Origin of the sequence: Streptomyces sp. NPDC059080 (assembly GCF_042739975.1) — a bacterium.
GTDB lineage: Bacteria > Actinomycetota > Actinomycetes > Streptomycetales > Streptomycetaceae > Streptomyces > Streptomyces benahoarensis.
Genome location: NZ_JBHYGX010000016.1, coordinates 106,674 through 131,980 on the forward strand (window position 1 = coordinate 106,674; position 25,307 = coordinate 131,980).

Here is a 25,307-nt window from a genome sequence, read left to right on the forward strand (position 1 = left end):
GTCGCTGCCGTGGCGCGGGCGCCCCCCCCCCACGCCGCTCTTGGCGGGGCCCCCCCGCCCGGGGGCGGCTGCCCCGCCCCCCGGGGGGGGGGGGCCCCCCCCCCCCCCCCCCACGGCGGCGTTCAGCAGACCGGCAGCCCCGGCATCGGCTGGTCGTTGGCGCCGCCCTTGAGGTAGACGACGCTGATATAGACGCCGGTGTTGCCGCTGTCGTCGTCCGTCTTGGCCCACCAGACGTTGGTCCACCGGCCGGAGGTCTCCCGGCGGCCCAGATTCGCCTGGCAGTAGAAGTAGTTGGTGCCGCCGTTCACCACACCGGCCTTCTGACCGGACGCGGTGTACGAATCGGCGGTGCGCCACACCACGCAGTTCGTCTTCCCGGTGCCCCCGGGGGTGCACGAGGTCTCCGGCGGCGGGGTGCTGCCGCCACCGGTGGGGTCTCCTGACTCGTTTCCGCCATCCGCACCGCCACCGTGGCCGCCGTCACCGGTGCTCGGGTCGTCCGCCGGGGAGGAGGTGCCGTCGGACGGCTCGTCCGTCCGCGGCGGTTCGCCGCCCGGGCTCTCCCCGGCATTGCCCGCGCCACCGTCCGTGGCCGTGTTCTTGCCGTCGCCCTTGTGGCTGCTCTTGGCGTCCGGGGAGATCGGCGCCCCGGGCTCGGTGGCGCGGCCGGCACTGCCGTCGGACGGCGCCGGCGACCCGCCCCGCGCGGCGGGCTCGCCCTTGTCGCCGACCATCAGATACGTCACCCCGCCGCCGGTCGCGAGCACCACCAGCACGGCGGCGACGGCGAGCGCGATCCGCCCGCCGCGGCGCGGGCGCGGCAGCGGCGCGGTGTCCCGTGCGGAGCGGGACGCCGCCACCGCGCCGACCACCGCGGTCGGCTGATCGTGGACCGGCTCCGGGCCGCCCGACGGCGCCTGCGAGGACGAACCCGCCGCACCCGGCCCGGAGAGCCAACCGGTGGGCGCACCCGAACCGTTGCCGCCCGCCCCCGCCGCCCCGAACGGCCGCGGCGGGGGGGGCGGGCCCACCGGCTTGATGTCCGTGGCCGTCGGCAGATGCGGCGCGCCGGGCACCGGCATCGCCCCCGGATCGCCCCCGTCGGCGACGGCCTGCAGCATCTCCCGGGCGCGCGCCGCGTCCGGCCGGTCCGCCGGGTTCTTCGCCATCAGCGCGTGCAGCACCGGCGTCAGCGGCCCGGCCCGCCGGGGCTCCGGCAGCGGTTCGGTGACGATCGCCGTCAGCGTGGAGTACACCGACGTACGGCGGAACGGCGCGGAACCGCCCTCGACCGCCGCGTACAGCGTCATGCCCAGCGACCAGATGTCGGACGCGGGGCTCGGGCCCATGCCCTGGGCGCGCTCGGGCGGGAGGTAGTCGAGCGAGCCGACCAGTTCGCCGCTGCGGGTGATGTGGGTCTCGGCGCCGTCGCCGGGGGCCTCGATGCTGGCGATGCCGAAGTCGGTGAGGACCACCCGGCCGCTGCTGTCCAGCAGGACGTTGCCGGGCTTCACATCGCGGTGCAGCACCCCGGCGCGGTGCGCGGCGTCCAGCGCGTCCATCACCCGGGCGCCGATCGCGGCCATCTCGCGCGGCTCGATGCCGCCGCGGCGCCCGACCGCGTCGTCCAGCGACGGCCCGTCCACCAGCTCCATGACGATGACGGGGCGTCCGCCCTCGTCGATGACGTCATGGACGGTGATCACGCCGGAGTGCCGGATCCGGGCCGCGGCGCGCGCCTCGCGCTGCATACGGGTGCGCAGATCGGCCAGCTCCGGAGCCGAGGCGTCGGTGTAGGCGCGCAGCACCTTGACGGCGACCTCGCGGCCCAGCACCTCGTCCACGGCGCGGCAGACCACGCCCATGCCGCCGCGGCCGATCCGGCCGGTGACGCGGTAGCGGCCGCCGAGCAGACGGCCCGCCAGATCGTCCTCGGCCCGGGCGCCGGCCCCGCCGCCCGCCTGCTTCCCGGCATCCGGGCCCGGCAGCCCCGCCGTCACGTCGTCCGGCCCGGCGGAACCGTCCCCGCCCCCGCCGTTGCCCTCGTCCGGCCCGGCGGAACCGTCCCCGCCCCCGCCGTTGCCCTCGTCCGCCCCGCGCTGTCCGCGCTCCCCCGAAGCCACGTCGCCGTTCCTCCCACTGCCCGACGTCGCCGTCGGCCGTTTCCCTGCCCGCCTCTTCCGACGTGCACCAGGTTAAGGCGCCGGACGAGCGCCCGGGACGCCTCCGGGGCATCGGATCGTCCGCCGGGACGACGGGGTTCGCGGTGTCCGGTCCGTACATCCGCACACGGAAGGGCGGATCGGTACCGGGTGTACCAGGACGAGCCCGGCAATACGGCCTGGCACGTGAACCCGACGGACCGTCAGAACGTGGCGGCGAAGGCGTCGAGGCGGAACTGTTGTGCGGCGGCCGCGGCGGCGCCCACCAGGCCGGCGTCCGTGCCCGTCTCCGCGGGGACGACGGTCAGCCCGGCCACGAAGGAGAGCGTCGCGTACTCCCGCAGCGCCCGGCGCAGCGGCGCGAACAGCACCTCGCCGGCGCCCGCCACCCCGCCGCCGACGACGGCGATTTCGATCTCCACGAGCGCCGCGGTGGCGGCGATCCCGGCGGCCAGCGCCTGGGCGGCCCGTTCGAAGGAATGCCGGGCGACCGGATCCCCGGCGCGCGCCGCGGCCGCCACCGCCGCCGCGCCGTCCTCGCCGCCGGGCCCCGGCCGCCAGCCGTTCTCCCGTGCGCGGCGGACGATGTTCGGGCCGCTGGCGATCCGCTCCACACAGCCGCGGGCGCCGCACGGGCAGCGGTCCCCGTCTAGGTCGACGCTGATGTGACCGATGTGCCCGGCGTTGCCGGTGGGCCCGGGGTGCGGGCGACCGCCCAGGATCAGGCCGCCGCCGACGCCCGTGGAGACCACCATGCACAGCGCGTTGGCCCGGCCACGCGCCGCGCCCTGCCAGTGCTCGGCCGCCGCCATCGCCACCCCGTCGCCCATCAGCACGACGGGGAGGCCGCCGGTGAGCGCGCGGACGCCCGCGACCAGCGGGAAGCCGCGCCAGCCGGGGATGTTGACGGGGCTGACCGTCCCGGCCGCCGCGTCCACCGGACCGGCGCTGCCGATACCGACCGCGCCCACCCGCGCCCACTGCGGCGCCGCGGTCAACTCGCCGGCCACGGCGGCCACCGCGCGCATCACCGTGGCCGCGTCCCGGTCGGCGGGGGTGGGCCGGGTGGTGCGTACGAGCAGCCTGCCGTGCCCGTCCACCAGGGCTCCGGCGATCTTGGTTCCGCCGATGTCCAGGGCTGCGCTGAGGTCCTTCTGCATCGGTGCCGCTTCTCCTGGTGGACGTGGGGACCGACGGCGCCGGTCCGGTGACGGAGAGGTCAGTCTCACCCCAGGTGACAACGTTGTCCAGCGGCTATGCTCGGCGGAACACCGCAGCCGCAGCCGAGGGGGACCCCGCACGTGACCGACACCGCCCGGGGCAGCTCCCGCCGCTACGGCACCCGTCCCACCATGAAGGACGTCGCGGCGCGCGCCGGGGTGGGGCTGAAGACCGTCTCCCGGGTGGTCAACGGCGAGCCGGGCGTCACCCCGGACACCGAGCGCCGCGTCCAGGAGGCCATCACCGCCCTCGGCTTCCGGCGCAACGACTCCGCCCGGATCCTGCGCAAGGGCCGCACCGCCAGCATCGGCCTGGTCCTGGAGGACCTCGCCGACCCCTTCTACGGTCCGCTCAGCCGCGCCGTGGAGGAGGTCGCGCGGCACCACGGCGCGCTGCTGATCAACGGCTCCAGCGCCGAGGACCCGGCCCGGGAGCAGGAGTTGGCGCTGGCGCTGTGCGCGCGGCGGGTCGACGGTCTGGTGGTGATCCCGGCGGGCGACGACCACCGCTATCTCGCGCCGGAGATCGCCGCGGGCGTCGCCACCGTCTTCGTGGACCGTCCGGCCGGGCGGATCGAGGCGGACACCGTCCTGTCGGACAGCGTCGGCGGCTCGCGGGACGCGGTCGCCCATCTCATCGCGCACGGCCACCGCCGGATCGGCTTCATCGGCGATCAGCCGCGTATCCACACCGCGAAGGAGCGGCTGCGCGGCTACCGCACCGCGATGGCCGCCGCCGGGCTGCCGGTGGACGACGCGTGGGTCTCGCTCGGCACCACCGAACCGGAGCGGGTGCACACCGCGGCGCGCGCGATGCTGGACGCGCCGGAGCCGGTGACCGCACTGTTCGCCGGGAACAACCGCGTCACGGTCACCCTCGTACGGGTCCTGCGGCAGTGCACCGCGCCGGTGGCGCTGGTGGGCTTCGACGACTTCGAGCTGGCGGATCTGGTGAGCCCGGCGGTCACCGTCGTCGCCCAGGACGCGGCCCGAATGGGGCGGACCGCCGCCGGGCTCCTCTTCCGCCGCCTGGAAGGCGCCGACGAGCCGCCGCGCCGGGAGGAGATCCCGACCCGGCTGATCGCCCGCGGCTCGGGCGAGATACGGCCCGCACACGACTGACGTACCACAACTCCCTTATGTGGAAGGGCTATGGGGGACTCATCCGGATGCCCCGGTGCGGTCCCTCCGCGCGTCGTAGCCGGTCGCCGGATCGACGACGCGTCCGGCGGCCCACCAGTTCTCCCCCGCGGTCTCGACGGCACAGAGGAAGAGGCTTCCTCCGGGACGCCCGCCGTGTCGCGGAGGCGGTCGCGGACGGCGGCGAAGAGCGCCGCCTTCACCTCGGGCGGCCGGGGGTTGAAGAGCATCTGCACCGCCAGGGTCCGGTCGCCGCGCGGGATGCCGAAGGCGACGGGCTCCGTCTGGAAATATGCGCACGGGTGCGGGCATCGACGTGACATTGGCCGGGCTGCGGGTGCTGCGGGAGGTCGCCGAGCGGGGCAGCTTCGCGGCGGTGGCGGCCCTGCGGCAGGTGGCCGCCGAGGTGGCGGGCTGAGCGGCACGGGCCGCCGCTCCCCGGTGACGGCGGCCCGGTGGCTCACGCCCAGGGCCCTTCAGGGCCTGTCGTCGCACTCCCGTCGTCTCGCCCGGAGAGCGGCAGGCGGGAGGGTGACGACAGGATCTGGCGAACCGGGCGCCCCGCGAGAGCGTCCAGTTCGGTGCGGGTCAGTCCGGTGAGCCGGGCGACCTCGGCGGTGTCGAGGGCGCCGCAGTCCAGACCGCGCAGGAGGGAGGAGCTGAGCGCCTTGGCGGTGGCGGGTTCGTCCATGACCGCGCCACCCGCCTTGCCGACGTAGGCGGCGAGCCGGGCCGCGGCATGCTCCAGGCCCTCGCGGTAGAAGGCGTAGACCGCGGCGTAGCGGGTCGGGAGGTGGCCCGGGTGCATGTCCCAGCCCTGGTAGTAGGCGCGGGTGAGGGAGCGGCGGACGAGACCGTGGTGCAGGCGCCAGGCGGCGTGGACCTGTTCGGTGGTGCCGACGGGCAGGACGTTGGTCGAGCCGTCGGAGAGGCGGACGCCCGTCCCGGCGGCGACGACCTGCATGACGGCCTTGGCGTGGTCGGCGACCGGGTGGTCCGGCGACTGGTGGGCGGCGCTGACACCGCAGGAGGCGCTGTAGTCGAAGGTGCCGTAGTGGAGCGAGGTGGCGCGGCCCTCGGCGGCCTCGATCATGCGGGCGACGGTGACGCGGCCGTCGGCACCGAGGATGGACTGGGTGGTCTCGATCTGGATCTCGAAGCCGATCCGGCCGCTCGCCAGCCCGTGCGCCTTCTCGAACTCCTCCAGCAGCCGCACCATCGCGGTGACCTGCTCGGCGTAGGTCACCTTGGGCAGCGTGAGGACCAGGCCCTCGGGCAGGCCACCGGCGTTCATCAGGCCGGTGAGGAAGATGTCGAGCGTGCGGATGCCGCGGTCGCGGACGGCGGCCTCCAGGCACTTCATGCGGATGCCCATGTAGGGCGCGGCGCTGCCGTCGCGGTACGCGGCCGCCACGAGGGCGGCGGCGCGGGCGGCGGCCGCGTCCTCCTCGGCGTCGGGCCGGGGCCCGTAGCCGTCCTCGAAGTCGATACGGAGGTCCTCGACCGGCTCGCGCGTCAGCTTGTCGCGGACACGGTCGTGGACGGGCCCGGCGAGGTCTTCCGGAATGCCGAGGACACGGGCGAGCGCACCGGCGTCCGGCGCGTGCGCGTCGAGGGCGGCCAGCGCCTCGTCGCCCCAGGTCCGCAGGGTGGTGGCGGTGAAGGCGTCGGCGGGGACGTAGACGGTGTGGACCGGCTGGCGGGTGCCGGGGTCGCCCGGGTACCGGCGAGCGAGGTCCGCGTCGACGTCGGCGAGGGAGGCCCCGATGCCCTCGCGTACGGTGTCCGCAAGGCTGGTCGCCACGGTCTCCTGCTGCCCCATTCGACATCCTCCCGATGGTGACGCACGATACGCGAGCAACTTCCGCTTAACGGAATTAACAATCCGTATAGCGAAGCTAACCGTGGCGGGTGGCAAGGTCAACACCTCTTTGCGCCTGCCACGAGCCGTCGCCGCGACCGGGCGGCGCAACGGCCGGGACGCCCCGGCCCGGCGCACCATGGCCCCGCAAAGTGCCTGGCACCGCGCGGCGCGCCCCGGCAGACTCACCGTATGACGACTTGGATCGCACCCTCTGTGGAACGCCGCCCGATGCCCGCCGCCGTCGGCGAGCGCGAGATGCTGCAGGGCTGGCTCGACTGGCACCGCGACACCCTGCTGACCAAATGCGCGGGCCTGACCGGCGAACAGTTGACGCTGCGGAGCGCGGCGCCCTCCACCCTCAGCCTCCTCGGGCTGGTACGCCACCTCACCGATGTCGAACGCGCCTGGTTGCGGCAGCGGTTCGCCCGCGAGCTGATCCCCTCGCTCCACATCACGGACGAGAACATCGACGCCGACCACGACGACGGCACCCCCGAGAGCGCCGAGGCCGATCTCGCCGCGTTCCGTGCGGAGACCGCGGTGTGCGATGCGGCGGTGGCGGACCGCGGCCTCGACGAGACGTTCGCCGCACCGCGCGGCCGGGAGCTCAACCTGCGCTGGATATACACCCATCTCATCGAGGAGTACGCACGGCACAACGGCCACGCGGATCTGCTGCGGGAACGGATCGACGGCGTCACCGGCGACTGACCTCGCATGGTGGAGGCCCCGTACGCGCGGGGCGTACGGGGCCTCCACCATGGGCGCGGACCGGCCGGCCCGAAGTGACTCAGCCCTTGCGGATCTTGACCTCTTCGGTCAGGGCCGGGACGACGTGGAAGAGATCGCCGACGACGCCGTAGTCGACCAGCTCGAAGATCGGGGCCTCGGCGTCCTTGTTGATCGCGACAATCGTCTTGGAGGTCTGCATACCGGCGCGGTGCTGGATCGCACCGGAGATACCGGCGGCGATGTACAGCTGCGGCGACACGCTCTTACCGGTCTGGCCGACCTGGTTGGTGTGCGGATACCAACCGGCGTCCACCGCGGCACGCGAGGCGCCCACCGCCGCGCCCAGCGAGTCCGCCAGCGCCTCGATGACCGGGAAGTTCTCGGCACCGTTGACGCCGCGGCCACCGGAGACCACGATCGCGGCCTCGGTCAGCTCCGGACGGCCGGTCGACTCCCGCGGGGTGCGCGAGACGACCTTGGTGCCCTTGGAGGAGTCGGCGACGGTCACGTCGAGCTGCTCGACCGTACCTGCGGCCGGATCGGCCTCGGGCGCGGCGGAGTTGGGCTTGACGGTGATGACCGGGGTGCCGGTGGTGACGCGCGACTTGGTGGTGAAGGACGCGGCGAAAACGGACTGCGTGGCCACCGGGCCCTCGTCACCGGCCTCCAGGTCGACGGCGTCGGTGATGATGCCGGAGCCGATACGCACCGCGAGACGCGCACCGATCTCCTTGCCCTCGGCGGAGGACGGCAGCAGCACGGCGACCGGGGACACCGCCTCGTACGCCGCCTGGAGCGCATCCACCTTGGGGGCGACGAGGTACTCGGTGAACTCGGGGGCGTCGGCGGCGAGCACCTTCACCGCGCCGTGCTCGGCGAGGGTGGCGGCGGCGGCTTCCGCACCGGCGCCGAGGTGCACGGCCACGGGCTCGCCGATGCGGCGGGCCAGGGTGAGCAGTTCGAGGGTGGGCTTGCGGACGGCACCGTCCACGTGGTCGACGTAGACAAGGACTTCAGCCATGGGGTGACTCTCCTGCGGGAAGAATGAGGGCGGTTGCGGGGCGGCCGGGATGCGCGGGCGCGACCCCCGGCCGGTGGGCCTCAGATGAACTTCTGGCCCGCGAGGAACTCGGCGAGCTGCTTGCCGCCCTCGCCCTCGTCCGTGACGATCGTGCCGGCCGTACGGGCCGGGCGCTCCGTGGCGGCGTCGACCGCGGTCCAGGCACCCTCCAGGCCGACCTCGTCCGCGTCGATGTCGAGGTCGTCCAGCTCCCAGGACTCCACCGGCTTCTTCTTGGCGGCCATGATGCCCTTGAAGGAGGGGTAACGCGCCTCGCCGGACTGGTCGGTCACGGACACGACGGCCGGGAGCGACGCCTCCAGCTGCTCGCTGGCGGTGTCGCCGTCGCGGCGGCCGGTCACCGTGCCGCCGTCGACCGCGACCTCGGCGAGCTGGGTGACCTGCGGGACGTTCAGCCGCTCGGCGAGCAGGGCGGGCAGCACGCCCATGGTGCCGTCGGTGGAGGCCATACCGCAGACGACCAGGTCGTAACCGGCCTTCTCGATGGCCTTGGCGAGCACGAGGGAGGTGCCCAGCGCATCGGTGCCGTGCAGGTCGTCGTCCTCGACGTGGATGCCCTTGTCCGCGCCCATCGACAGCGCCTTGCGCAACGCGTCGTTGGCGTCTTCGGGGCCGACGGTCAGGACGGTGACCTCGGCGTCGTCGGCCGCCTCCTTGATCTGCAGGGCCTGCTCGACGGCGTACTCGTCCAGCTCCGAGAGGAGGCCGTCCACGTCGTCGCGGTCGACGGTCAGGTCCTCGGCGAAGTGCCGGTCGCCGGTGGCGTCGGGCACGTACTTCACACAGACAACGATCCTCAAGCTCACGCCGGCTCTCCTACCTGCTTCGTCTCTTCAGAACTGCCTTGTGCTGGCAGCATAGGCGCCTGTGGGGGCGGCTCCGGGTCGGTTCGGACTCCCCGCGCCGACCCCGATATTACTCACCAGTACATACAGTGTCGTCCCCGGAATCAAGGCCGCTGAACTGTGACCTACCCAACGGCCCCGACCCGGGGATGACGAAGCGTTACGGGAACCCGTCAGTCGCGCAGCGCGTTGAAGCGCCCCTGGTGGTACAGGAGCGGACGGCCCGGTCCCGCCGGGTCGCCGAGGAGCGGCTGCGCGAGGACGATGCGGTGGTCACCGGCCGGGATACGGGCGACGACCCGGCACACCAGCCAGGCGAGGACACCGTCGAGCAGCGGTACGCCCTCGGGGCCGGTGCGCCAGGAGGTGCCGGGGCCGAAGCGGTCGGCGCCGCTGCGGGCGAAGGTGGCGGCCAGCTCCTGCTGGTGCTCGCCGAGTATGTGCACGCCCAGGTGATCCGTCCCGGCGAGCACGGGCCAGGAGGAGGCGGTGGTGGCGACGCCGAAGGAGAGCAGCGGCGGTTCGGCGGCGACGGAGGTCAGGGAGGTCGCCGTGAAGCCGACGGGGCGCTCGCCCCGCGCGGTGATCACCGCGACGCCCGCGGCGTGCTGCCGGAAGACGGAACGCAGGAGTTCGGGGGAGGCGGTGCGGGGCGTGCCGAGATCCGGCGATGCCGTCATGGAATTGTCCTTCGGCTGAGGTGTACGAGCCGTGGCAGGGCCGCCGGCCGCCGTGGCGGGACCGGCGGCGGCGGTGTCGTCGCTGCTCACACGCCCGGACAGCGCGCGCCGGCGGTCCGCAGCAGATCCACGTGGGCGCGTCCGTACAGAAGGGTTCCTGGCCGCATCACGTCAGCGTGACGAGGTACGGGGCGGAGCGTCAAGAGGCGCCCGGTATCTGGGAGATCCCTCACGGACCGCCTCGCCGAGCGCCGCGATGACATCGGCCTTACGGGGCTGACCGGCGGCGCGGCGCACGATGACGCCCTGGGCATCGAGCACGAGGACGGTCGGCGTGCTCTCGATCCGCAGCCGCCGGACGAGCCCGAGACGGGATTCGGCGTCGATCTCGGTGTGGGTGACGCCGTCGACCATGGCGGCGACCTCGGCGAGGGTGCGGCGGGTGGCGCGGCAGGGCTGGCAGAAGGCGCTGGAGAACTGCACCAGCGTGGCCCGCTCCCCCAGCGGCACCCCCAGGCTCTCCGCGCCGAGCCGTACGCCGTCGTCCTGCTGGGGCACCGTCGGCCTCCTGGGTGTGGGGTGGTGCGGGCGGTCGTCGTGGGGTGCAGCGCGCGCGGCGCCGGATTGATTCCCGCGGGCGCGTCCGCGTTCCCGACGGGGGGCGCGGACAGTACGCCCGGGTCGCGCGGTCCGCGACGGGAGTGGGGCATACGTGATGAGAATCTCCCGCCCCGGGTGGCCCCTGTGGTAGCCGCGACGCCTGTGATCGGGCACGATCTCCCGAAAGCCGCTTCTTACGGCTGCGTAGGTTTCCGCCGGGAGAACCCTCCCCGGGCACAGAAAAGGGGTCCCCCGACATGGCCGAACTGGTCTATCCGCCGGTGATCGGTGCCGCGCGCACCCTCTTCAAATCACTCGACCTGAAACTCGACATTGCGGGGGCGGAGCACATTCCGCGGCGTGGCGGCGCGGTGCTGGTGAGCAACCACATCGGGTACCTCGACTTCGTCTTCGCGGGCCTCGCGGCCCGTCCGGCGAAGCGTCTGGTGCGGTTCATGGCGAAGGAGTCGGTGTTCCGGCACAAGGTGTCCGGGCCGCTGATGCGGGCGATGAAGCACATTCCGGTGGACCGTGCGCAGGGCGTGCACGCGTACCGGCACGCACTGTCGGCGCTGCGGTCGGGCGAGGTGATCGGCGTCTTCCCGGAGGCGACGATCTCGGAGTCGTTCACGCTGAAGGGCTTCAAGTCGGGCGCGGTGCGGCTGGCACAGGAGGCGGGCGTGCCGCTGCTGCCGGTGGCGCTGTGGGGCACCCAGCGGCTGTGGACCAAGGGCCACAAGCGGGACCTGGGGCGCAACCACTTCCCGATCACGATCCGGATCGGCGAGCCGATGGAGGCGGACCCGGACGAGCAGGCGGAGAAGATCACCGACCGGCTGCGCTCCCGCGTCCAGGACCTGCTGGAGGCGGCGCAGCGCGCCTACCCCGTGCGCCCCAAGGGGCCGGACGACACCTGGTGGATCCCGGCCCACCTGGGTGGCACGGCCCCGGCGGCGCCCGGTTCGCCCGCCTGACGACGGCGCCCGAGGGCCGTGCGGCCCCCGGGCCGTTTCTTCTCCGCCGCCTCAGAAGTCGGTGGGGAGTGTCCGCCACAGCTGGGGTCGGTCGGCCGCCTCGCGCAGGCACCGGAGTACGGCGGGCAGCGGTTCGGCGTACAGCGCTGGTGAGTCCGCCTCGCCGAGCTCCGGGCGGACGGGCCAGGCGAGCTGTTCCCGGTCGGTGCGGAACTGCGCGTCCACGCCCGGTTTGTTGCCACGCGGGTCCTGCCGCGCCCAGTCGCCGCCGGGCAGCCGCAGCGCGATCAGCCCGTGCAGGGTGTCGAGCTTCTGGTAGCAGAGCGCGGCGGGAATGCCCTCGGCGCGCAACAGGGCGGCCAGTGCGTGGGACTTGGCGAAGCAGATGCCGGTGCGCCGCGCGAGGACGTCGGAGGCGCGCCAGGTGACGCGCGGATCATCGGCGTCCTGGGAGTGCGGGATGGTGTCGCGGACGAACTTGAAGGCGGCCTTGGCGTATGTGTATGCGTCGGCGGCCTCGGCGCGCAGCAGTGTCGCGGTGGCCCGGACCAGCGGATGATCGTGGTCGATGGCCTCGCTCACCGCCAAGTAGGCCGAGAGTTCCGGGGTTTCCTGGATCAGCTCCATGCGCCGGGAGCGTAACGATGCGCCCGACTGGAGGTCAATGACTTTCCGGTCGGGCGCATAGCCATTCAGACAGAGCGGTGCCGTCAGGCGGCGCCGATCTCCTCGCGGAGGGCGGCGAGGAAGCCGTCGACATCCTCCTCGGTGGTGTCGAAGGCGCACATCCACCGCACCACACCGGCCGCCTCGTCCCAGAAGTAGAAGCGGTAGCGCTTCTGGAGGCGTTCGCTGACGGCGTGCGGCAGACGGGCGAAGACCGCGTTGGCCTGCACGGGGTAGAGGATCTCCACCCCGGCGACCTCCCGCACCCCGGCCGCCAGGCGCTGCGCCATGGTGTTGGCGTGCCGGGCGTTGCGCAGCCACAGGTCCTTGGCGAGCAGCGCCTCCAACTGCACGGAGACGAAGCGCATCTTGGACGCCAGCTGCATCGACAGCTTCCGCAGATGCTTCATCCCGCGCACCACGTCGGGGTTGAGGACGACGACCGCCTCACCGAAGACGGCACCGTTCTTCGTGCCGCCCAGGGAGAGCAGGTCCACCCCCACCGCATTGGTGAACGTCCGCATCGGCACGTCCAGTGACGCCGCGGCGTTGGCTATCCGCGAACCGTCGAGGTGCACCACCATGTTGCGCTCATGGGCGTGCTCGCAGATCGCCCGGATCTCGTCCGGGGTGTAGAGCGTGCCCAGTTCGGTGCTCTGGGTGATCGAGACGACCTGCGGCATGGCGCGGTGCTCGTCGTCCCAGCCGTACGCCTCGCGGTCGATCAGCTCGGGGGTGAGCTTGCCGTCCCCGGTCGGCACGGTCAGCAGCTTCAGGCCGCCGACCCGCTCCGGGGCACCGCATTCGTCGACGTTGATGTGCGCCGACTCGGCGGCGATCACCGCGCCCCAGCGGTCGGTGACCGACTGGAGCGCGACGACGTTGGCGCCGGTGCCGTTGAAGACGGGGAACGCCTCGGCCCGCTGCCCGAAGTGGCTGCGGATCACCCGCTGGAGGTGGGCGGTGTACTCGTCCTCCCCGTAGGCGATCTGATGGCCGCCGTTGGCGAGGGCGAGGGCGGCGAGCACTTCCGGGTGCGCGCCCGCGTAGTTGTCGCTGGCGAAGCCGCGTACCTGGGTGTCGTGGTGCTGCCGGGCGTCGGTCTTGCCGCCGCTCACGGCTCGGGGGTCAGCCACAGACGCTTTCCATTCACTTCCCGGGCGGGCCGGCCCCAGACCCCGGCGATGGCCTCGGCCAGCTCCGTGACGTCGGTGAAGCCCGCGAACTTGGCGTTCGGTCGCTCGGCGCGCATCTGTTCGTTGACGAGCGCCTTGACGACCAGGATCGCAGCCGCGGCCCGCGGGCCCTCCTCGCCCCCCGCCTTGCGGAACGCGTCGGCCAGCGCCAGCGTCCACGCCTCGGCCGCCGCCTTGGACGCGGCGTACGCGGCGTTCCCGGCCGTGGGCTTGCTCGCCCCGGCGGCGCTGATCAGCAGATACCGGCCGTTTCCGGAACGCTGGAGCCCTTCTTGGAAGGCGAGGGAGGTGTGCTGGACGGTGCGGACGAGGAGGTTGTGCAGCAGGTCCCAGTCGCGCAGGTCGGTCTCGGCGAAGGTCTTCGAGCCGCGCCAGCCGCCGACGAGGTGGACCAGCCCATCGATCCGGCCGAACTCCTTCTCCGTACGGCCCGCCCACTCCCGGGTCTGCTCCGGGTCGAGCAGATCGACCGTGTCGCCGATGACCTTGGCGCCGCCGTGGGCGTAGCGGGCGGCGTCCACCGCCTCGGCCAGCCGTGCGGCGTCCGCGTCACAGCCGACGACGGTGGCGCCCGCCTCGGCCAACCGCAGCAGGGTGGCCCGCCCCGCGGGCCCGGCGGCGCCCGCCACCGCGATGACAGCGCCCTCCAGCGACCCCTGGCCGCCCGTCGAAGTACTCATCTCCGTCGCCTCCTCATCCTTCTGGACACCTGACTGACCTGCGGTTTCGGTGGTGGCGCGGCCGGTGCTCACGCCGCCGCCGGCATCTCGCGGCCGGCCGTGATGCCCTTGGTGGAAGCGATCACCGTACGCAGCTTCTTGGCAAGGGCCTCGTAGAACATGCTGAGCGGGAACTCGTCGGGCAGCACGTCGTCCACGAGCTTGCGCGGCGGCTGGTCGAGGTCGAGGGCGTCGGGGCCCTTCGCCCAGACCGATCCCGGGTGCGGGGCGAGGTACGTCGAGACGAGGTCGTAGGCGGCGAACCAGTGGACCAGTTTGGGCCGGTCGATGCCGTCGCGGTAGAGCTTCTCGATCTCACCGCACAGCTGGTTGGTGACCTTCGGCGCCCGCTCCCAGTCGATGTGGAGAGTGTTGTCCGTCCAGCGTACGACGGAGTGCTGGTGGAGGTAGGCGAAGAGCAGCTGGCCGCCGAGGCCGTCGTAGTTGCGGTTGCGGTCGCCGGTGACCGGGAAGCGGAACATCCGGTCGAAGATCACGGCGTACTGCACATCGCGGGCCTGCGGGTACCCCTCGGCCTCCAGCTTCACGGCCTCGCGGAAGGCGGTGAGGTCGCAGCGCAGCTCTTCGAGGCCGTACATCCAGAACGGCTGGCGCTGCTTGATCATGAACGGGTCGAACGGCAGGTCGCCGTGGCTGTGGGTGCGGTCGTGGACCATGTCCCACAGGACGAACGCCTGCTGGCAGCGGTCCTGGTCGGCGAGGAGGGAGCGGATGTCGTCGGGCAGCTCGATGCCGAGCGTGTCGACGGCCGCCTCGCTGACGCGGCGGAAGCGTGCGGCCTCGCGGTCGCAGAAGATGCCGCCCCAGCTGAACCGCTCGGGGGCTTCGCGCACGGCGATGGTCTCCGGGAAGAGGACCGCGGAGTTGGTGTCGTACCCGGCGGTGAAGTCCTCGAAGGTGATGCCGCAGAAGAGCGGGTTGTCGTAGCGGGTGCGCTCCAGCTCGGCGAGCCATTCGGGCCAGACCATGCGCAGGACGACGGCCTCGAAGTTGCGGTCCGGGTTGCCGTTCTGCGTGTACATCGGGAAGAGCACGAGGTGCTGGAGGCCGTCGGCGCGCTGCTGCGCGGGCTGGAAGGCCAGCAGCGAGTCGAGGAAGTCCGGCACACCGAAGCCGTCGTCCACCCAGCGGCGCAGGTCTGCGGCGAGCGCGTCGTGGTACGCCGCGTTGTGCGGCAGCAGCGGGGCCAGCTCACCGAGGGCGGTGATGATCCGGTCGACCTCGTGGCGAACCGTTTCTGCAGTGGGGGTGCCGTCGGCGGTCAGGTCGATCGAGCCGTCCTTGGACTGCCACGGCCGGATGGTCTCGACCGCGTCCTTCAGGGCGGGCCAGGCCGGGTGCGCGGTCACCGACTCCGCGGTCGCGGTGCCCGTCCGAGCACCCACAGGCGAAAGGATTTCCGTCATGACTGCCCTCCGGCGGTAGATCGTCTGGTGCACCCACCGTAACCAGCCAAGGTTCTTTCGCTCAAGAGGAGCCGTCGAAAATTATTCTGCTGACACCCCCATATCACGAGGATTTTTCCTGTTGACGCGGGGTGGAGCGACATGTTCTCTCCGTATGCACCGCCCTCCACCCCGTGACGCGGGCCGTCGTCAGCCCGGTGGGGACGCGCCCACGCGCGGGTGAGCGGGTTCGCGGACGGCCGGGGCGGACAGATACCCCTGAGCAGGTGTTCCGGGTTGTCGGACCGGGGGCGCCTGTCCGGTACGGGCACGGCGGACGGCCTCCGGCGGGCGGCCCGACGGGCGGGTGGCACGGGCGCTCCGAGGGGCGCGCGGTGGCTGGTCCGCGCCGCTTCCTGGGCCCGGTGGAGCCGTTAGGCTGTGCGCCATTTCGTACGGCTTTGTGCCCGAGGTCGTGGTGTGCGGGGCGGCGGGCCGGGGCGGTGCGGGCCGGGGCCGGGCGTCCGGGGCGTTCCGGGGTGCGGGGCCATGGCGCCGCCGCACGGCGAGTGGCGACAGCAGACGAGTGGCGACAGCAGAGCAGTACCGAGCCGACAGAAGCGAGGCAGCCTTGTCCTTTCTCACCATCGGGCACCGCGGAATGATGGGCGTGGAGCCGGAGAACACGCTCCGGTCGTTCGTCCGAGCCGAGCGTGAAGGGCTCGACGTCGTCGAGCTGGATCTGCATCTGAGCAAGGACGGCGCGCTCGTGGTGATGCACGACGCGGACGTGTCCCGGACCACCGACGGCAGCGGGCCGATCGCCGAACACACCCTCGCGGAGCTGCGCGAGCTGGACGCCGGGCGGGGTGAGCGGATCCCGGTGTTCGCGGAGGTCGTGGACGCGGTCCGGGCGCCGCTCCAGGCCGAGATCAAGGATGTGGCGGCGGCGCGGGCGCTCGCCGAGGTGCTGCGGGCCCGCGATCTGACCGGCCGGGTCGAGGTGATCTCCTTCCACGACGAGGCGCTGGCCGCCATCCGGACGCTGGTCCCGGGCATCCGCACCGCGCTGGTCGCCAGCCGGTACGGCACCGATGTGGTGGACCGGGCGCTGGCGGTGGGCGCGTCGATGCTCTCGCTCAACATCCGCCGTCTGACCCTGGAGTTGGTGGAACGGGCCCACGCCGAGGGGCTGCGGGTGGTGGCCTGGACCGTCAACACCCACGACCAACTGCGGCTGGCCCGCGGCCTGGGCCTCGACGGCGTGGTGACCGACCAGCCGGAGATCCGCCGGGCGGTGCGGTTCACGGCTTGAGAGACGGGCCACCCTGGGACGAGTTCGCCGCGGCAGTCGCGGTCAGGGCTCGTGCCCGGGGCGAGGCCCGAGTGCGGGGCCGGGGCGGGGCGCGCGTCCGTGAGGAGGCGTCAGCCCCGCCCTTCCTCTCCCCCGTACGAAATCCGCAGTTCACAGGCGTGCAATCTCGTTCCGGAATCCGGACGATTTCCGCGGTGATCTCGACAGATGGCCACTGGCCCTGCCACTCTCCCGCCATGCGCCTCGCCTCTCGCCCCGCCCTGTTCGCCGTATGTGCCGCCGTGTTGGGGTGCGCCGCCGTCGGCTGTGCGCCGCAGGACGCCTCGTCCGAGGGTGCGGCCGGGGTGGGCAAGGAGAGTTGTACGCGCGGCAAGTTGGACACGGTGACGGCCGGGAAGGTGACCGTCGGCACCGACAAGCCCGCGTACGCCCCGTGGTTCCAGGACGACGACCCGGCGAACGGCGAGGGCTTCGAGTCGGCCGTCGCCTACGCGGTCGCCGACCGGCTCGGCTACCCGCGGTCCGCGGTCACCTGGCAGACCGTGCCGTTCAACAACGCGTTCGCGCCCGGTGAGAAGAAGTTCGACTTCGACATCAACCAGATCTCGATCAGCGCCTCGCGCAAGCAGGCCGTCGCCTTCTCCTCCGGCTACTACGAGGTGCGGCAGGCGGTCGTGGCGCTCAAGGGCTCGAAGACGGCGAAAGCCAAGAGCATCGCCGACCTCAAGGGCGTACGGCTCGGCGCCCAGGTCGGTACCACCAGCCTCGACGTCATCAACGACACCATCCGGCCCGGCCGGCGGCCCGCCGTCTACCAGAAGAACGACTTCGCCAAGTCCGCGCTGAAGAACGGCCAGGTCGACGCGATCCTCGTCGATCTGCCGACGGCGTTCTTCATCACCTCCACGGAGGTGAAGGACGCGAAGATCGTCGGGCAGTTCGCGAACACCGGCGCGGACGGCGAGCAGTTCGGCCTGGTGCTCGACAAGCAGAGCCGGATCACCGGGTGCGTCCGGGCGGCCGTCGACGCGCTACGCAAGGACGGCACGCTCGCCGCCCTGGAGAAGAAGTGGCTGGCCGACGCCGCCCATGCGCCGGTGCTCAAATGAGCCTCGCCAAGGGCCCGTCGGGCACCTCCCCCGTGGTCACCGAGGACGACGGCTACGTCCCGTCCGCGCGGCGGCTGGCGCGGGACCGGTACCGGCGTACCCGGGCCCGCCGCGCCACCGCCGTCGCCGCGGTGAGCACGCTGGTGACCGGCGCCGTGCTGTACGTCGTGATCACCGGGTCGCCCGGCTGGCAGCGCACCCGCGAGACCTTCTTCAGCGCCGCGTACGCGCGCATCGCGCTGCCCAAGGTGCTGGAGGGGCTGCTGCTCAACCTGGAACTGCTGGTGGTGTGCGGCGCCGCGGTGCTGGTGTTCGGGATGGCGCTGGCGGTGGCGCGGACGTTGCGCGGACCGGTGTTCTTCCCGCTGCGGGCGCTGGCCACCGCGTACACCGACTTCTTCCGCGGACTGCCGCTGATCATCTGCCTGTTGATGGTGGTCTTCGGCGTCCCGGCGCTGCGGCTCCAGGGCGTCACCACCGATCCGGTGCTGCTCGGCGGGGCGGCACTGGTCCTGACGTACTCCGCGTATGTGGCGGAGGTCTTCCGCGCCGGGATCGAATCGGTGCATCCCTCGCAGCGGGCCGCGGCGCGGTCGCTGGGGCTGTCGAGCGGGCAGGCGCTGCGGTTCGTGGTGCTGCCGCAGGCGGTGCGGCGGGTGGTGCCGCCGCTGTTGAACGATCTGGTTTCGCTCCAGAAGGACACCGGCCTGGTGTCGATCGCCGGGGCAGTCGACGCGGTGTACGCGGCGCAGATCATCGCGGGCAAGGACTTCAACTACACGCCGTACGTGGTCGCCGGGCTGGTCTTCGTCGCCCTGACGATCCCGATGACGCGCCTGACGGACTGGGTGACCGCCCGGATGGACCGGCGCCGCGCCCAGGGAGGGATCGTATGAGCAGGGCGGCCGAGCGGCCGGTGGAGCCGGAGCCGGCGGCGGGCGGTGTCGCGCCGGTGCTGCGGCTGGAGGCCGTCCGCAAGACGTACGGGCGGGGCACGGTCGTGCTGCGGGACGTCGATCTGGAGGTCGCGCCGCACACCGTCACGGCGCTGATCGGGGCGTCCGGTTCCGGCAAGTCGACGCTGCTGCGGTGCGCGAATCTGCTGGAGGAGATCGACGACGGGGCGATCTTCCTGGACGGCGAGGAGATCACCGATCCGCGCGCCGACGCGGACGCGGTGCGCCGCCGTATCGGTGTGGTCTTCCAGGCGTACAACCTCTTCCCGCACATGACGGTGCTGGACAACATCACGCTGGCGCCGCGCCGGGTCCACGGGGTGGCGCGGGACGAGGCGGAGGCGCGGGCACACACGCTGCTGGAGCGGCTGGGGCTCGGCGGGCGGGCGGATGCCTATCCGGACCGGCTCAGCGGCGGGCAGCAGCAGCGCGTCGCCATCGTCCGGGCGCTGGCCTGCCGCCCCCGGCTGCTGCTGCTCGACGAGATCACCGCGGCGCTCGACCCGGAGCTGGTGGGCGAGGTGCTGGGCGTGGTGCGCGGGCTGAAGGAGGAGGGCATGACGATGGTGCTCGCCACCCACGAGATGGGGTTCGCCCGGGACGTCGCCGATCAGGTGTGTTTCCTGGACGCCGGGGTGATCCGGGAGCGCGGCACCCCCGGGGAGCTGTTCGGGGCGCCGCGGGAGGCCCGGACCCGGCAGTTCCTGGAGCGGGTTGTGGGGGCGGGGCACTGGTAGGGCCACGCCGGACGGGGCGCTGGTAGGGCCGCACCGGGCAGGGCGTGGGTAGCGAGCGGCGACCCGTGGGGCGTTGGCAGCGAACGGCCGGCCCGTGGGGCGCCGCCCGCCGCTTTCCGGCGCGGCCCGCCGCTTTCCGGCGCGGCTCGTCCTCGGGCCGGCCCGTTCGCCCGGTGGCTCAACCGAGGGGCTTGACCAGCAGTTCGAAGGCGAGGTCGTCGCGCTGCGGGACGCCGAACCGCTCGTCGCCGTAGGGGAATGGGCTCAGCTCGCCGGTACGGCGGTAGCCGCGCCGCTCGTACCAGGCGATCAGCTCCGGGCGCTGCCGGATGACGGTCATCCGCATCTCCGCGGCGCCCCACTCGGCGTGGGCGGCGCGCTCCGCCTCGGCGATGATCACCTTGCCGAGGCCGCCGCCCTGGAGGGTGGGGCGGACCGCGAACATGCCGAAGTAGGCGTGGTCGCCGCGGTCTTCGAGCTGGCAGCAGGCGATCGGCTCGCCGTCGCGCTCCGCCACCAGCAGGCGGCTGCGCTCCTGGCGCACCACGGCGGCGACGCCCTCGGGGTCCGTGCGCCGGCCCTCCAGCAGGTGGGCCTCGGTGGTCCAGCCCGCCCGGCTCGCGTCGCCCCGGTACGCCGACTCGATCAGCGCGACGAGCGCGGGAATGTCGGCGTCGGTGGCGGTACGGAAGACGAGTTCACCGGTGGGCATGGTGCGGGGGTTCCTCTCGGGCGGGCGGTGGGCGTGCGGCGGGCCGCCGGGCACACCGTGAGGCTAGCAAGGCGACACACCGGCTGATCAGGGCCTTTCGTCCCGATGCCGGGCCGGACAAGTGTCCCTGCACTCCCCCGCCGCCGGAACCCGCGCGCGGCGCACGGCCGCGCGCCCCCGGGCGCGTAGGGTCCGGCGCATGGTGCAGGTACTGAGCAGCAGGGTGCTGGTACGGCCCGTGGACCCCGAGCGGTCGCGGGCCTTCTACGGCGAGGCGCTGGGTCTGGAGATCTACCGGGAGTTCGGCGCGGGCCCCGAGCGGGGCACGGTGTACTTCCTGGGCGGCGGCTTCCTGGAGGTGTCCGGCCGGTCGGACGGGGCGCCCGGGCCGACGCTTCAGCTGTGGCTCCAGGTGGCGGACGTGGCCACGGCACACCGCACGCTGACGGCGCGCGGTGTGGAGATCCTGCGGCCGCCGGTCCGGGAGCCGTGGGGCCTGATCGAGATGTGGATCGCCGATCCGGACGGCCATCGCCTCGTCCTCGTCGAGGTGCCCGCCGACCACCCTCTGCGCTACCGGCCCTGACCTGCGGCTCCGGGGACCGGGCCCGGACCCGGGCCACCGGCTGACGCCGCCGTTCCGGGCCTCCCCGGGGCGGTCGGTCCTGCGCTCCCCACCTGCCCCCGTGCGCTCCCTTGCGCCCCCCGTGACCTGGGCATTCTGTGGTCGTACGTGATCGGTGTCCGGCCGGGCCGCGGGATATCTGCCGCCGTCCCGGACCGGGGTGGGGAGGTCGGAGTGCACGGGCCGTCGCTGACGAGTTGGCTGCTGGTGGTGGTGTGCGCCGCGACGGGCGGGTACTGCCTGTCGCGGGCGCGCCGCGGCACGGCGGCGCAGCGGTCCCAGGCGCGCGGTCAGGCGCTGATGGGGCTGGCGATGGCGGTGATGGCGCTGCCCGCCACGGTGTTCGCGCCACCGCCGTGGCTGCCGTGGGTGTACGCCGCGGTCTTCACCGCCGCGGCGCTGCGGGCCCTGTGGCTCCGGCACGCGCACCACGCCGTCGACTCGCTGGCGATGGTCTACATGGCACTGGTGATGACCCCGCTCCTGGCTGCGGACCCGGCGATGAGCGGCATGGCGCCGATGACGACGCCGGGCTGGCACGGTGGCGCGATGATGGCCGACCACGCCGGGCACGTCGGCACGGGTGGCCCGTCTCTGGTGACGGGCGCCTTGTTGGTCTACTACGCGGGGGCGGTGCTCCTCGCCGGGAGCCGGTTGATACCGGGGGCGGGCCAGCGGGGGGCGGTGGCGGCGGGGGTGAGGGTCATGCCTTCGGGTGAGCCGGTCGCGGTGCCCGCGGGCGAACCGGCTGCGGTGCCTGCGGGTGCGGGCGCCGGCCCGGTCGACGACGCGCCGCTCCCGGAGGGCGCCGCAGTCGGCCTCCCGGAGGGCTCCCCGGCTGGTCCGCCGGAGGGCGCCACGGCCCGGCTCCCGGAGGGTGCTGCCGCGGCCCGTTCCGCCGTCGCGGATCCGGTCCTCCGGCGCGCCGAGGCGTTCGGGGCCTGCCGGTTGGCAATGAGCCTCGGGATGTTCGTGATGCTGCTGTCGGTCTGATGCCGGTCCGGCCCGCGAGGGCCGTCCGGGGCGGCGTCCGGGGGCGGTATGCGTCACGCCTCCGGCGAGGTGGCATACGTCACTTCCGGAACGCGGCCGTACCGCCCGGAAGTGGGGCGCTCATAGGCTGACGGCATGATGGTCCCCCTCACGCTGATGATCCTCGGCGTGCTGGCCGCGTCCACAGCACCGCGGCTGATGGCCCGTTCGGACTGGCCCGACCGGGAACCGGTGCTCGCCCTGTGGGTCTGGCAGTGCGTGGTCGCCGGTGTGCTGCTCTGCTGCGGGCTGGCGATGGCGCTGAGCGCGGCCGCCGCCTGGGAAGTCGTCCGGGGCCCGGTGTTCGGCTTCGCGCCGCGGGTCGTCGTCGAGGCGTACGCGCTCAACACCTATGGGCCGTGGGCCGGTTCGCTGGCGGTGCTGCTCGCCGGGGGCGCGGTGTGGACGGCGGTGGCGCTGACCCGTGAGGTGCGCGCCGCACGGGCCCGCCGTCGGCAGCGCCGCGCGGACCTGCTGCGCCGGGTGCCGCTGCTGCCGGGTGAGGAACGCTCCGGCGACCGCCTCGTCGTCCTGGAGAGCGACCGCCCCGAGGCGTGGTGGCTACAGCGCAGCGCGCCCCAACTCGCCGTCACCACCGCTGCGTTGCGGAGGCTGAAGGATCATCAACTCGATGCGCTGCTCGCCCATGAGCAGGGCCACGCCCGGGCCCGGCACGATCTGCTGCTGCACTGCGCCTCGGCGCTCGCGGTCGGTTTCCCGCAGGTCCCGGTGTTCGCCGCCTTCCGGGATCAGGTGCACCGGCTGGTCGAACTGGCCGCGGACGATATGGCGTCGCGCCGCTTCGGGCGGCTGACGACCGCGCTGGCGCTGGTCGGGATGAACGAGGACCGCGGGGTCTTCGGGCCGTGTCCCGAGCAGCTGGGGCAGGTGCCGCAGCGGGTGGACCGGCTGCTGGCGCCGGGCGTCCGCTTCTCGCCCGCCCGCCGGCTGCGGGTCACCGCGTACGCCGCGCTGCTCCCGGCCGTACCGCTGCTGATCACGTTCGTCCCGGGGCTGCGCGCCCTGACGTGACCGTGCGGCAGGCGCCACCGTGCCTTATCCGCAGGAGAGATGACGGGGCGTGGCCCACCGTCCGCGTCGGTCGAGGTCCGGGGAACAGCGGTGCGGGTGCGGGTGTCGGGTGTGGGGCATGGCGCCGGGGCGTCTCGTCCGCGAAGATCGGCGCATGGCCTCGTCAGAACGGCGCGCGACGCCGGCGCCGCGCCCCCTCGGCACCCCTTCCCGGTACCCGTCCGTGCGCGCGCCGCTGGCCGTGCTCGTCGGCTGTGCCGTGCCCGCCGTCGTCCTGACCGTGCTGGTCACGGCGGGCTGGGCGCCGCTCATCGGACTCGACCGGACCGTCGCGGACACCCTGCACACCGCGGCCGTCGGCGCTCCCGGCTGGACCCACGTCAACCGGATCCTCACCGACTGGGTGTGGGACCCCTGGACGATGCGGGCCGTGCTGGCGGTGGCGGTCGGGCTGCTCGTACGCCGCGGTGCGTGGCTGCTCGGCGTCTGGGTGGCCGCCACGTCGCTGCTGGGCACCGGCCTCCAGCAGGGGCTGAAGGCGGCGGTGGACCGGGACCGTCCGGTGTGGCCCGACCCCGTCGACTCAGCGCACTACCAGGCGTTCCCGTCCGGGCACGCGCTGTCGGTCACGGTCGCGGCCGGGCTGCTCCTCTGGCTGCTGCGGCGGCACGCGCCCCGCCCGGCCCTGTGGCAGGCGGCCGTCGCGGTGGCGGCGGTGTCGATGGCCGGTGTCGGCTTCACCCGGGTGTTCCTGGGCGTGCACTGGCTGTCGGACGTCGTCGGCGGCTGGCTGTTCGGCGCCACGGTGGTCGCGGCGTCGGTGGCGGCTTACGGGGTGCATGAACGGCGACGGGCGAGGGGGACGAGCGGCACTCCGGCCCCATGAGGCGGGGCGGGGCACGGGGTGAATTGCCGCGGGCGCTGTGCGGGGCGGCTCGCCGCGCGCCCTCGGCCGTCCCGCCTGCTCCCCGCCGACGACGGACGGGCTCGGCAGCGGTCGACGGACCATGGCGTACGAACGCGACCAAGACCATGGCGTACGAACGCGACCAGGGTCATGGCGCGAGGCGAACGAGCCCCTGACCATGGCCAGTGAGCGGGCCCCGGGTCAGGCGGGCGGGCAGTGCACGCCGCGGGCGGACGCCCGGCGGGCGGACGTCGGGCGGACGTCGGGCGGACGGGCGCCAAGGCCGGGCCTGGGGCCGGGCCAGGCGACCCGGGCACCCCACCGCCCCGCCCCGGTCCCCTCACCGCCCCCTCCCCCACCCCCGCAGCACCGCGAAGTCATCCCCCGCCAACCCCACCGCCGCGTCGATGCACCGCAGCAGAACCCGCCCCTCGTGGTGCCCGGCGATCCAGCTCCGGTCCGGTGCGGCGATCTCGTCGTCGACCCAGGCGAACGGGCGGCCGTCGGCGACGGCGACCAGGCGGCGGGTCTTCCAGTGCACGCCGTCGAGGGCGCGGTGCGGGGGCCGGGGCCAGTCCACGTACGGGAGGGCGGGGAGGCCCAGGACGGGGGCGATCCAGGTGTTGGCCTCGGGGCCCCAGGTACTGGCCCACACGAGGCGGTAGCCGAGTGCCAGCAGCAGCGGGCCGTGCCGGGGGGCGAGGCGTACCGGCAGCGGCGGATGCGGCTCCTCCCAGCCCGTGGGGCGCATCGGCAGGGTGGTGTATCCGGCCGGGGCCCGTCCGAAAGGGGCGCGCCACGGGTTGAGCGGGCCGTCGACGTCGAGGAAGAGGATCGGACGCGGGTCGGTCACCCGTCCGATGCTCCTCCCCCGGCCGCGCGGACGCGAACGCTCCATGTATCCGTCCGCCGTCGCCGTATCCGTCCGCCGCCGCCTCGTCCGTCCGCCGTCACCTCGCCGGGGACGTGGAACGCGACGCGGCCGCAATTCTCCGCCGGTTCATCGAACCATCGTAAAGTTCAGGCAAAGAGTAGCGTCAGACGCATCTCCGAGATCATGGTCGCCATTCCCCGGGAATTACTTTTCCGCTCCAGAGGCGGAGTCGCTACCGCACACCCCTCCACCAACCTCCGTTCACCTCGTCCGCACCACGTCCGCAATTCGCCAGGTGGCCGATTTTCACCCATGAGGTCACGGCCACTACCACCCCTTTTGCACCGCCAACACCCGTGGAAACACAACCTGTTCACTGATTTCCCGCACTTCACCGACAATTGCGTTACAGCTGGATCGCGCACACAACCATCCCCGTCTTCCCGTCCGTCTGAGACCACATCAAGAGACGCCCGATGCGGAAATACCTCCGTGCCGGCGCGGCGATCGGCACGGGAGGACACCATTGCGCGGGTCATTCAGGACGGCCGTGGAGGAGCCCGCAGAGCGCATTCCCGTCGTGGTACACGCGCCGGATCCCATCTCCCGGGAAGGGACCATCAGCCAGCTGCGTGGCCATGCCGTGATCGACCTCGTCGACGAGGCGACCGCCCAGCAATCGGGCGGCGTCGCGGTGCTGCTCACCGAGTCCCTCGACGA

Annotated in this window: 25 protein-coding genes; 12 read left to right on the forward strand and 13 right to left on the reverse strand. The window is 73.2% G+C overall.

Annotation, left to right across the window (positions count from 1 at the left end; genetic code table 11):
• Positions 1-122: 122 nt before the first annotated feature.
• Both ACFWWQ_RS15750 and ACFWWQ_RS15755 read right to left on the reverse strand, forming a co-directional pair.
• Positions 123-2,126, reverse strand: a complete 2,004-nt coding sequence (locus tag ACFWWQ_RS15750) for a protein kinase (protein WP_384596176.1) — start codon at positions 2,124-2,126, stop codon at positions 123-125.
• 242 nt (positions 2,127-2,368) lie between these two features.
• On the reverse strand, positions 2,369-3,325 hold the full coding sequence (locus ACFWWQ_RS15755; protein ID WP_384596179.1) for an ROK family protein: 957 nt from the start codon (positions 3,323-3,325) through the stop codon (positions 2,369-2,371).
• 141 nt (positions 3,326-3,466) lie between these two features.
• Here ACFWWQ_RS15755 and ACFWWQ_RS15760 point away from each other — a divergent pair, with 141 nt between their 5' ends.
• Together ACFWWQ_RS15760 and ACFWWQ_RS15765 are read left to right on the forward strand one after the other, a co-directional pair.
• On the forward strand, positions 3,467-4,507 hold the full coding sequence (locus ACFWWQ_RS15760; protein ID WP_384596182.1) for a LacI family DNA-binding transcriptional regulator: 1,041 nt from the start codon (positions 3,467-3,469) through the stop codon (positions 4,505-4,507).
• Between the two features lie 310 nt (positions 4,508-4,817).
• A complete protein-coding gene (locus tag ACFWWQ_RS15765) occupies positions 4,818-4,943 on the forward strand; it encodes a hypothetical protein (RefSeq protein ID WP_384596185.1) in 126 nt (41 codons plus the stop codon).
• 42 nt (positions 4,944-4,985) lie between these two features.
• Here the strand turns inward: ACFWWQ_RS15765 and ACFWWQ_RS15770 are convergent, their stop codons facing one another.
• Entirely contained in the window at positions 4,986-6,347 is a 1,362-nt protein-coding gene (locus ACFWWQ_RS15770; RefSeq protein WP_384596188.1) for a DUF6986 family protein, read from the reverse strand.
• 231 nt (positions 6,348-6,578) lie between these two features.
• Between ACFWWQ_RS15770 and ACFWWQ_RS15775 the strand changes: the two genes are divergently transcribed.
• Positions 6,579-7,100, forward strand: a complete 522-nt coding sequence (locus ACFWWQ_RS15775; RefSeq protein WP_384596192.1) for a DinB family protein — start codon at positions 6,579-6,581, stop codon at positions 7,098-7,100.
• A 79-nt stretch (positions 7,101-7,179) separates the two neighbouring features.
• On the opposite strand, the gene ACFWWQ_RS15780 is transcribed toward ACFWWQ_RS15775, so the two are convergent.
• From ACFWWQ_RS15780 to ACFWWQ_RS15795, 4 genes are all read right to left on the reverse strand, one after another.
• Positions 7,180-8,142: an electron transfer flavoprotein subunit alpha/FixB family protein gene (locus ACFWWQ_RS15780; protein WP_384596195.1), complete on the reverse strand. Its 963-nt coding sequence runs from the start codon at positions 8,140-8,142 to the stop codon at positions 7,180-7,182.
• An 80-nt stretch (positions 8,143-8,222) separates the two neighbouring features.
• On the reverse strand, positions 8,223-9,008 hold the full coding sequence (locus ACFWWQ_RS15785; RefSeq protein WP_384596198.1) for an electron transfer flavoprotein subunit beta/FixA family protein: 786 nt from the start codon (positions 9,006-9,008) through the stop codon (positions 8,223-8,225).
• 212 nt (positions 9,009-9,220) lie between these two features.
• Positions 9,221-9,727, reverse strand: a complete 507-nt coding sequence (locus tag ACFWWQ_RS15790; protein ID WP_384596202.1) for a flavin reductase family protein — start codon at positions 9,725-9,727, stop codon at positions 9,221-9,223.
• A gap of 171 nt (positions 9,728-9,898) precedes the next feature.
• Entirely contained in the window at positions 9,899-10,285 is a 387-nt protein-coding gene (locus tag ACFWWQ_RS15795; protein ID WP_384596206.1) for a TlpA family protein disulfide reductase, read from the reverse strand.
• A 299-nt stretch (positions 10,286-10,584) separates the two neighbouring features.
• Between ACFWWQ_RS15795 and ACFWWQ_RS15800 the strand changes: the two genes are divergently transcribed.
• Positions 10,585-11,301 carry a lysophospholipid acyltransferase family protein gene (locus ACFWWQ_RS15800; protein WP_384596209.1) on the forward strand — a complete coding sequence of 239 codons (717 nt, stop codon included), beginning with the start codon at positions 10,585-10,587 and terminating at the stop codon, positions 11,299-11,301.
• Positions 11,302-11,352: 51 nt separating this feature from the next.
• Here the strand turns inward: ACFWWQ_RS15800 and ACFWWQ_RS15805 are convergent, their stop codons facing one another.
• The 4 genes from ACFWWQ_RS15805 to ACFWWQ_RS15820 form a co-directional block, all read right to left on the reverse strand.
• Complete coding sequence (locus ACFWWQ_RS15805; RefSeq protein ID WP_384596212.1) at positions 11,353-11,928, reverse strand: transglutaminase family protein; 576 nt, start codon at positions 11,926-11,928, stop codon at positions 11,353-11,355.
• An 83-nt stretch (positions 11,929-12,011) separates the two neighbouring features.
• Positions 12,012-13,103, reverse strand: coding sequence for a threonine aldolase family protein (locus tag ACFWWQ_RS15810; protein ID WP_384596215.1), 1,092 nt, complete (start codon positions 13,101-13,103; stop codon positions 12,012-12,014).
• Positions 13,082-13,843: an SDR family NAD(P)-dependent oxidoreductase gene (locus tag ACFWWQ_RS15815; protein WP_384596218.1), complete on the reverse strand. Its 762-nt coding sequence runs from the start codon at positions 13,841-13,843 to the stop codon at positions 13,082-13,084. Before ACFWWQ_RS15815 ends, ACFWWQ_RS15810 begins: the two co-directional genes overlap by 22 nt.
• Positions 13,844-13,911: 68 nt before the next feature.
• The gene (locus tag ACFWWQ_RS15820) at positions 13,912-15,309 is read right to left on the reverse strand and encodes a DUF6421 family protein (RefSeq protein WP_384596221.1); all 1,398 of its coding nucleotides are present in this window, start codon (positions 15,307-15,309) and stop codon (positions 13,912-13,914) included.
• A 610-nt stretch (positions 15,310-15,919) separates the two neighbouring features.
• Here ACFWWQ_RS15820 and ACFWWQ_RS15825 point away from each other — a divergent pair.
• The 4 genes from ACFWWQ_RS15825 (at position 15,920) to ACFWWQ_RS15840 (ending at position 19,405) form a co-directional block, all read left to right on the forward strand.
• Positions 15,920-16,603: a glycerophosphodiester phosphodiesterase gene (locus tag ACFWWQ_RS15825; RefSeq protein ID WP_384596224.1), complete on the forward strand. Its 684-nt coding sequence runs from the start codon at positions 15,920-15,922 to the stop codon at positions 16,601-16,603.
• Between the two features lie 236 nt (positions 16,604-16,839).
• Positions 16,840-17,712: an ABC transporter substrate-binding protein gene (locus ACFWWQ_RS15830; RefSeq protein ID WP_384596227.1), complete on the forward strand. Its 873-nt coding sequence runs from the start codon at positions 16,840-16,842 to the stop codon at positions 17,710-17,712.
• The gene (locus ACFWWQ_RS15835; RefSeq protein ID WP_384596230.1) at positions 17,709-18,608 is read left to right on the forward strand and encodes an amino acid ABC transporter permease; all 900 of its coding nucleotides are present in this window, start codon (positions 17,709-17,711) and stop codon (positions 18,606-18,608) included. The genes ACFWWQ_RS15830 and ACFWWQ_RS15835 overlap by 4 nt, the downstream gene beginning before the upstream one ends.
• Positions 18,605-19,405, forward strand: a complete 801-nt coding sequence (locus ACFWWQ_RS15840) for an amino acid ABC transporter ATP-binding protein (protein WP_384596233.1) — start codon at positions 18,605-18,607, stop codon at positions 19,403-19,405. Before ACFWWQ_RS15835 ends, ACFWWQ_RS15840 begins: the two co-directional genes overlap by 4 nt.
• Before the next feature lie 178 nt (positions 19,406-19,583).
• Here ACFWWQ_RS15840 and ACFWWQ_RS15845 read toward each other — a convergent pair whose 3' ends face one another.
• Positions 19,584-20,117 carry a GNAT family N-acetyltransferase gene (locus ACFWWQ_RS15845; RefSeq protein WP_384596236.1) on the reverse strand — a complete coding sequence of 178 codons (534 nt, stop codon included), beginning with the start codon at positions 20,115-20,117 and terminating at the stop codon, positions 19,584-19,586.
• A gap of 199 nt (positions 20,118-20,316) precedes the next feature.
• Here ACFWWQ_RS15845 and ACFWWQ_RS15850 point away from each other — a divergent pair, with 199 nt between their 5' ends.
• The 4 genes from ACFWWQ_RS15850 to ACFWWQ_RS15865 all read left to right on the forward strand — a co-directional run bounded on the left by ACFWWQ_RS15850 (position 20,317) and on the right by ACFWWQ_RS15865 (position 23,692).
• Positions 20,317-20,703, forward strand: coding sequence for a VOC family protein (locus tag ACFWWQ_RS15850; protein ID WP_384596239.1), 387 nt, complete (start codon positions 20,317-20,319; stop codon positions 20,701-20,703).
• Positions 20,704-20,916: 213 nt separating this feature from the next.
• Positions 20,917-21,735, forward strand: coding sequence for a DUF5134 domain-containing protein (locus ACFWWQ_RS15855; RefSeq protein ID WP_384596242.1), 819 nt, complete (start codon positions 20,917-20,919; stop codon positions 21,733-21,735).
• Positions 21,736-21,870: 135 nt separating this feature from the next.
• Positions 21,871-22,806, forward strand: coding sequence for a M56 family metallopeptidase (locus ACFWWQ_RS15860; protein ID WP_384596245.1), 936 nt, complete (start codon positions 21,871-21,873; stop codon positions 22,804-22,806).
• Positions 22,807-22,960: 154 nt separating this feature from the next.
• Positions 22,961-23,692, forward strand: a complete 732-nt coding sequence (locus tag ACFWWQ_RS15865) for a phosphatase PAP2 family protein (RefSeq protein ID WP_384596248.1) — start codon at positions 22,961-22,963, stop codon at positions 23,690-23,692.
• 361 nt (positions 23,693-24,053) lie between these two features.
• Here the strand turns inward: ACFWWQ_RS15865 and ACFWWQ_RS15870 are convergent, their stop codons facing one another.
• On the reverse strand, positions 24,054-24,611 hold the full coding sequence (locus ACFWWQ_RS15870; RefSeq protein WP_384596251.1) for a hypothetical protein: 558 nt from the start codon (positions 24,609-24,611) through the stop codon (positions 24,054-24,056).
• Positions 24,612-25,307: the final 696 nt, after the last annotated feature.

Bases quoted from the DNA above. Each gene is read 5' to 3' on its own strand.
- ACFWWQ_RS15870 (WP_384596251.1), bottom strand. From the start codon at position 24,611: ATGGAGCGTTCGCGTCCGCGCGGCCGGGGGAGGAGCATCGGACGGGTG.
- ACFWWQ_RS15780 (WP_384596195.1), bottom strand. From the start codon at position 8,142: ATGGCTGAAGTCCTTGTCTACGTCGACCACGTGGACGGTGCCGTCCGC.
- ACFWWQ_RS15835 (WP_384596230.1), top strand. From the start codon at position 17,709: ATGAGCCTCGCCAAGGGCCCGTCGGGCACCTCCCCCGTGGTCACCGAG.
- ACFWWQ_RS15865 (WP_384596248.1), top strand. From the start codon at position 22,961: ATGGCCTCGTCAGAACGGCGCGCGACGCCGGCGCCGCGCCCCCTCGGC.
- ACFWWQ_RS15800 (WP_384596209.1), top strand. From the start codon at position 10,585: ATGGCCGAACTGGTCTATCCGCCGGTGATCGGTGCCGCGCGCACCCTC.
- ACFWWQ_RS15845 (WP_384596236.1), bottom strand. From the start codon at position 20,117: ATGCCCACCGGTGAACTCGTCTTCCGTACCGCCACCGACGCCGACATT.
- ACFWWQ_RS15770 (WP_384596188.1), bottom strand. From the start codon at position 6,347: ATGGGGCAGCAGGAGACCGTGGCGACCAGCCTTGCGGACACCGTACGC.
- ACFWWQ_RS15830 (WP_384596227.1), top strand. From the start codon at position 16,840: ATGCGCCTCGCCTCTCGCCCCGCCCTGTTCGCCGTATGTGCCGCCGTG.
- ACFWWQ_RS15765 (WP_384596185.1), top strand. From the start codon at position 4,818: ATGCGCACGGGTGCGGGCATCGACGTGACATTGGCCGGGCTGCGGGTG.
- ACFWWQ_RS15840 (WP_384596233.1), top strand. From the start codon at position 18,605: ATGAGCAGGGCGGCCGAGCGGCCGGTGGAGCCGGAGCCGGCGGCGGGC.
- ACFWWQ_RS15755 (WP_384596179.1), bottom strand. From the start codon at position 3,325: ATGCAGAAGGACCTCAGCGCAGCCCTGGACATCGGCGGAACCAAGATC.
- ACFWWQ_RS15820 (WP_384596221.1), bottom strand. From the start codon at position 15,309: ATGACGGAAATCCTTTCGCCTGTGGGTGCTCGGACGGGCACCGCGACC.
- ACFWWQ_RS15775 (WP_384596192.1), top strand. From the start codon at position 6,579: ATGACGACTTGGATCGCACCCTCTGTGGAACGCCGCCCGATGCCCGCC.
- ACFWWQ_RS15790 (WP_384596202.1), bottom strand. From the start codon at position 9,727: ATGACGGCATCGCCGGATCTCGGCACGCCCCGCACCGCCTCCCCCGAA.
- ACFWWQ_RS15850 (WP_384596239.1), top strand. From the start codon at position 20,317: ATGGTGCAGGTACTGAGCAGCAGGGTGCTGGTACGGCCCGTGGACCCC.
- ACFWWQ_RS15805 (WP_384596212.1), bottom strand. From the start codon at position 11,928: ATGGAGCTGATCCAGGAAACCCCGGAACTCTCGGCCTACTTGGCGGTG.
- ACFWWQ_RS15860 (WP_384596245.1), top strand. From the start codon at position 21,871: ATGATGGTCCCCCTCACGCTGATGATCCTCGGCGTGCTGGCCGCGTCC.
- ACFWWQ_RS15815 (WP_384596218.1), bottom strand. From the start codon at position 13,843: ATGAGTACTTCGACGGGCGGCCAGGGGTCGCTGGAGGGCGCTGTCATC.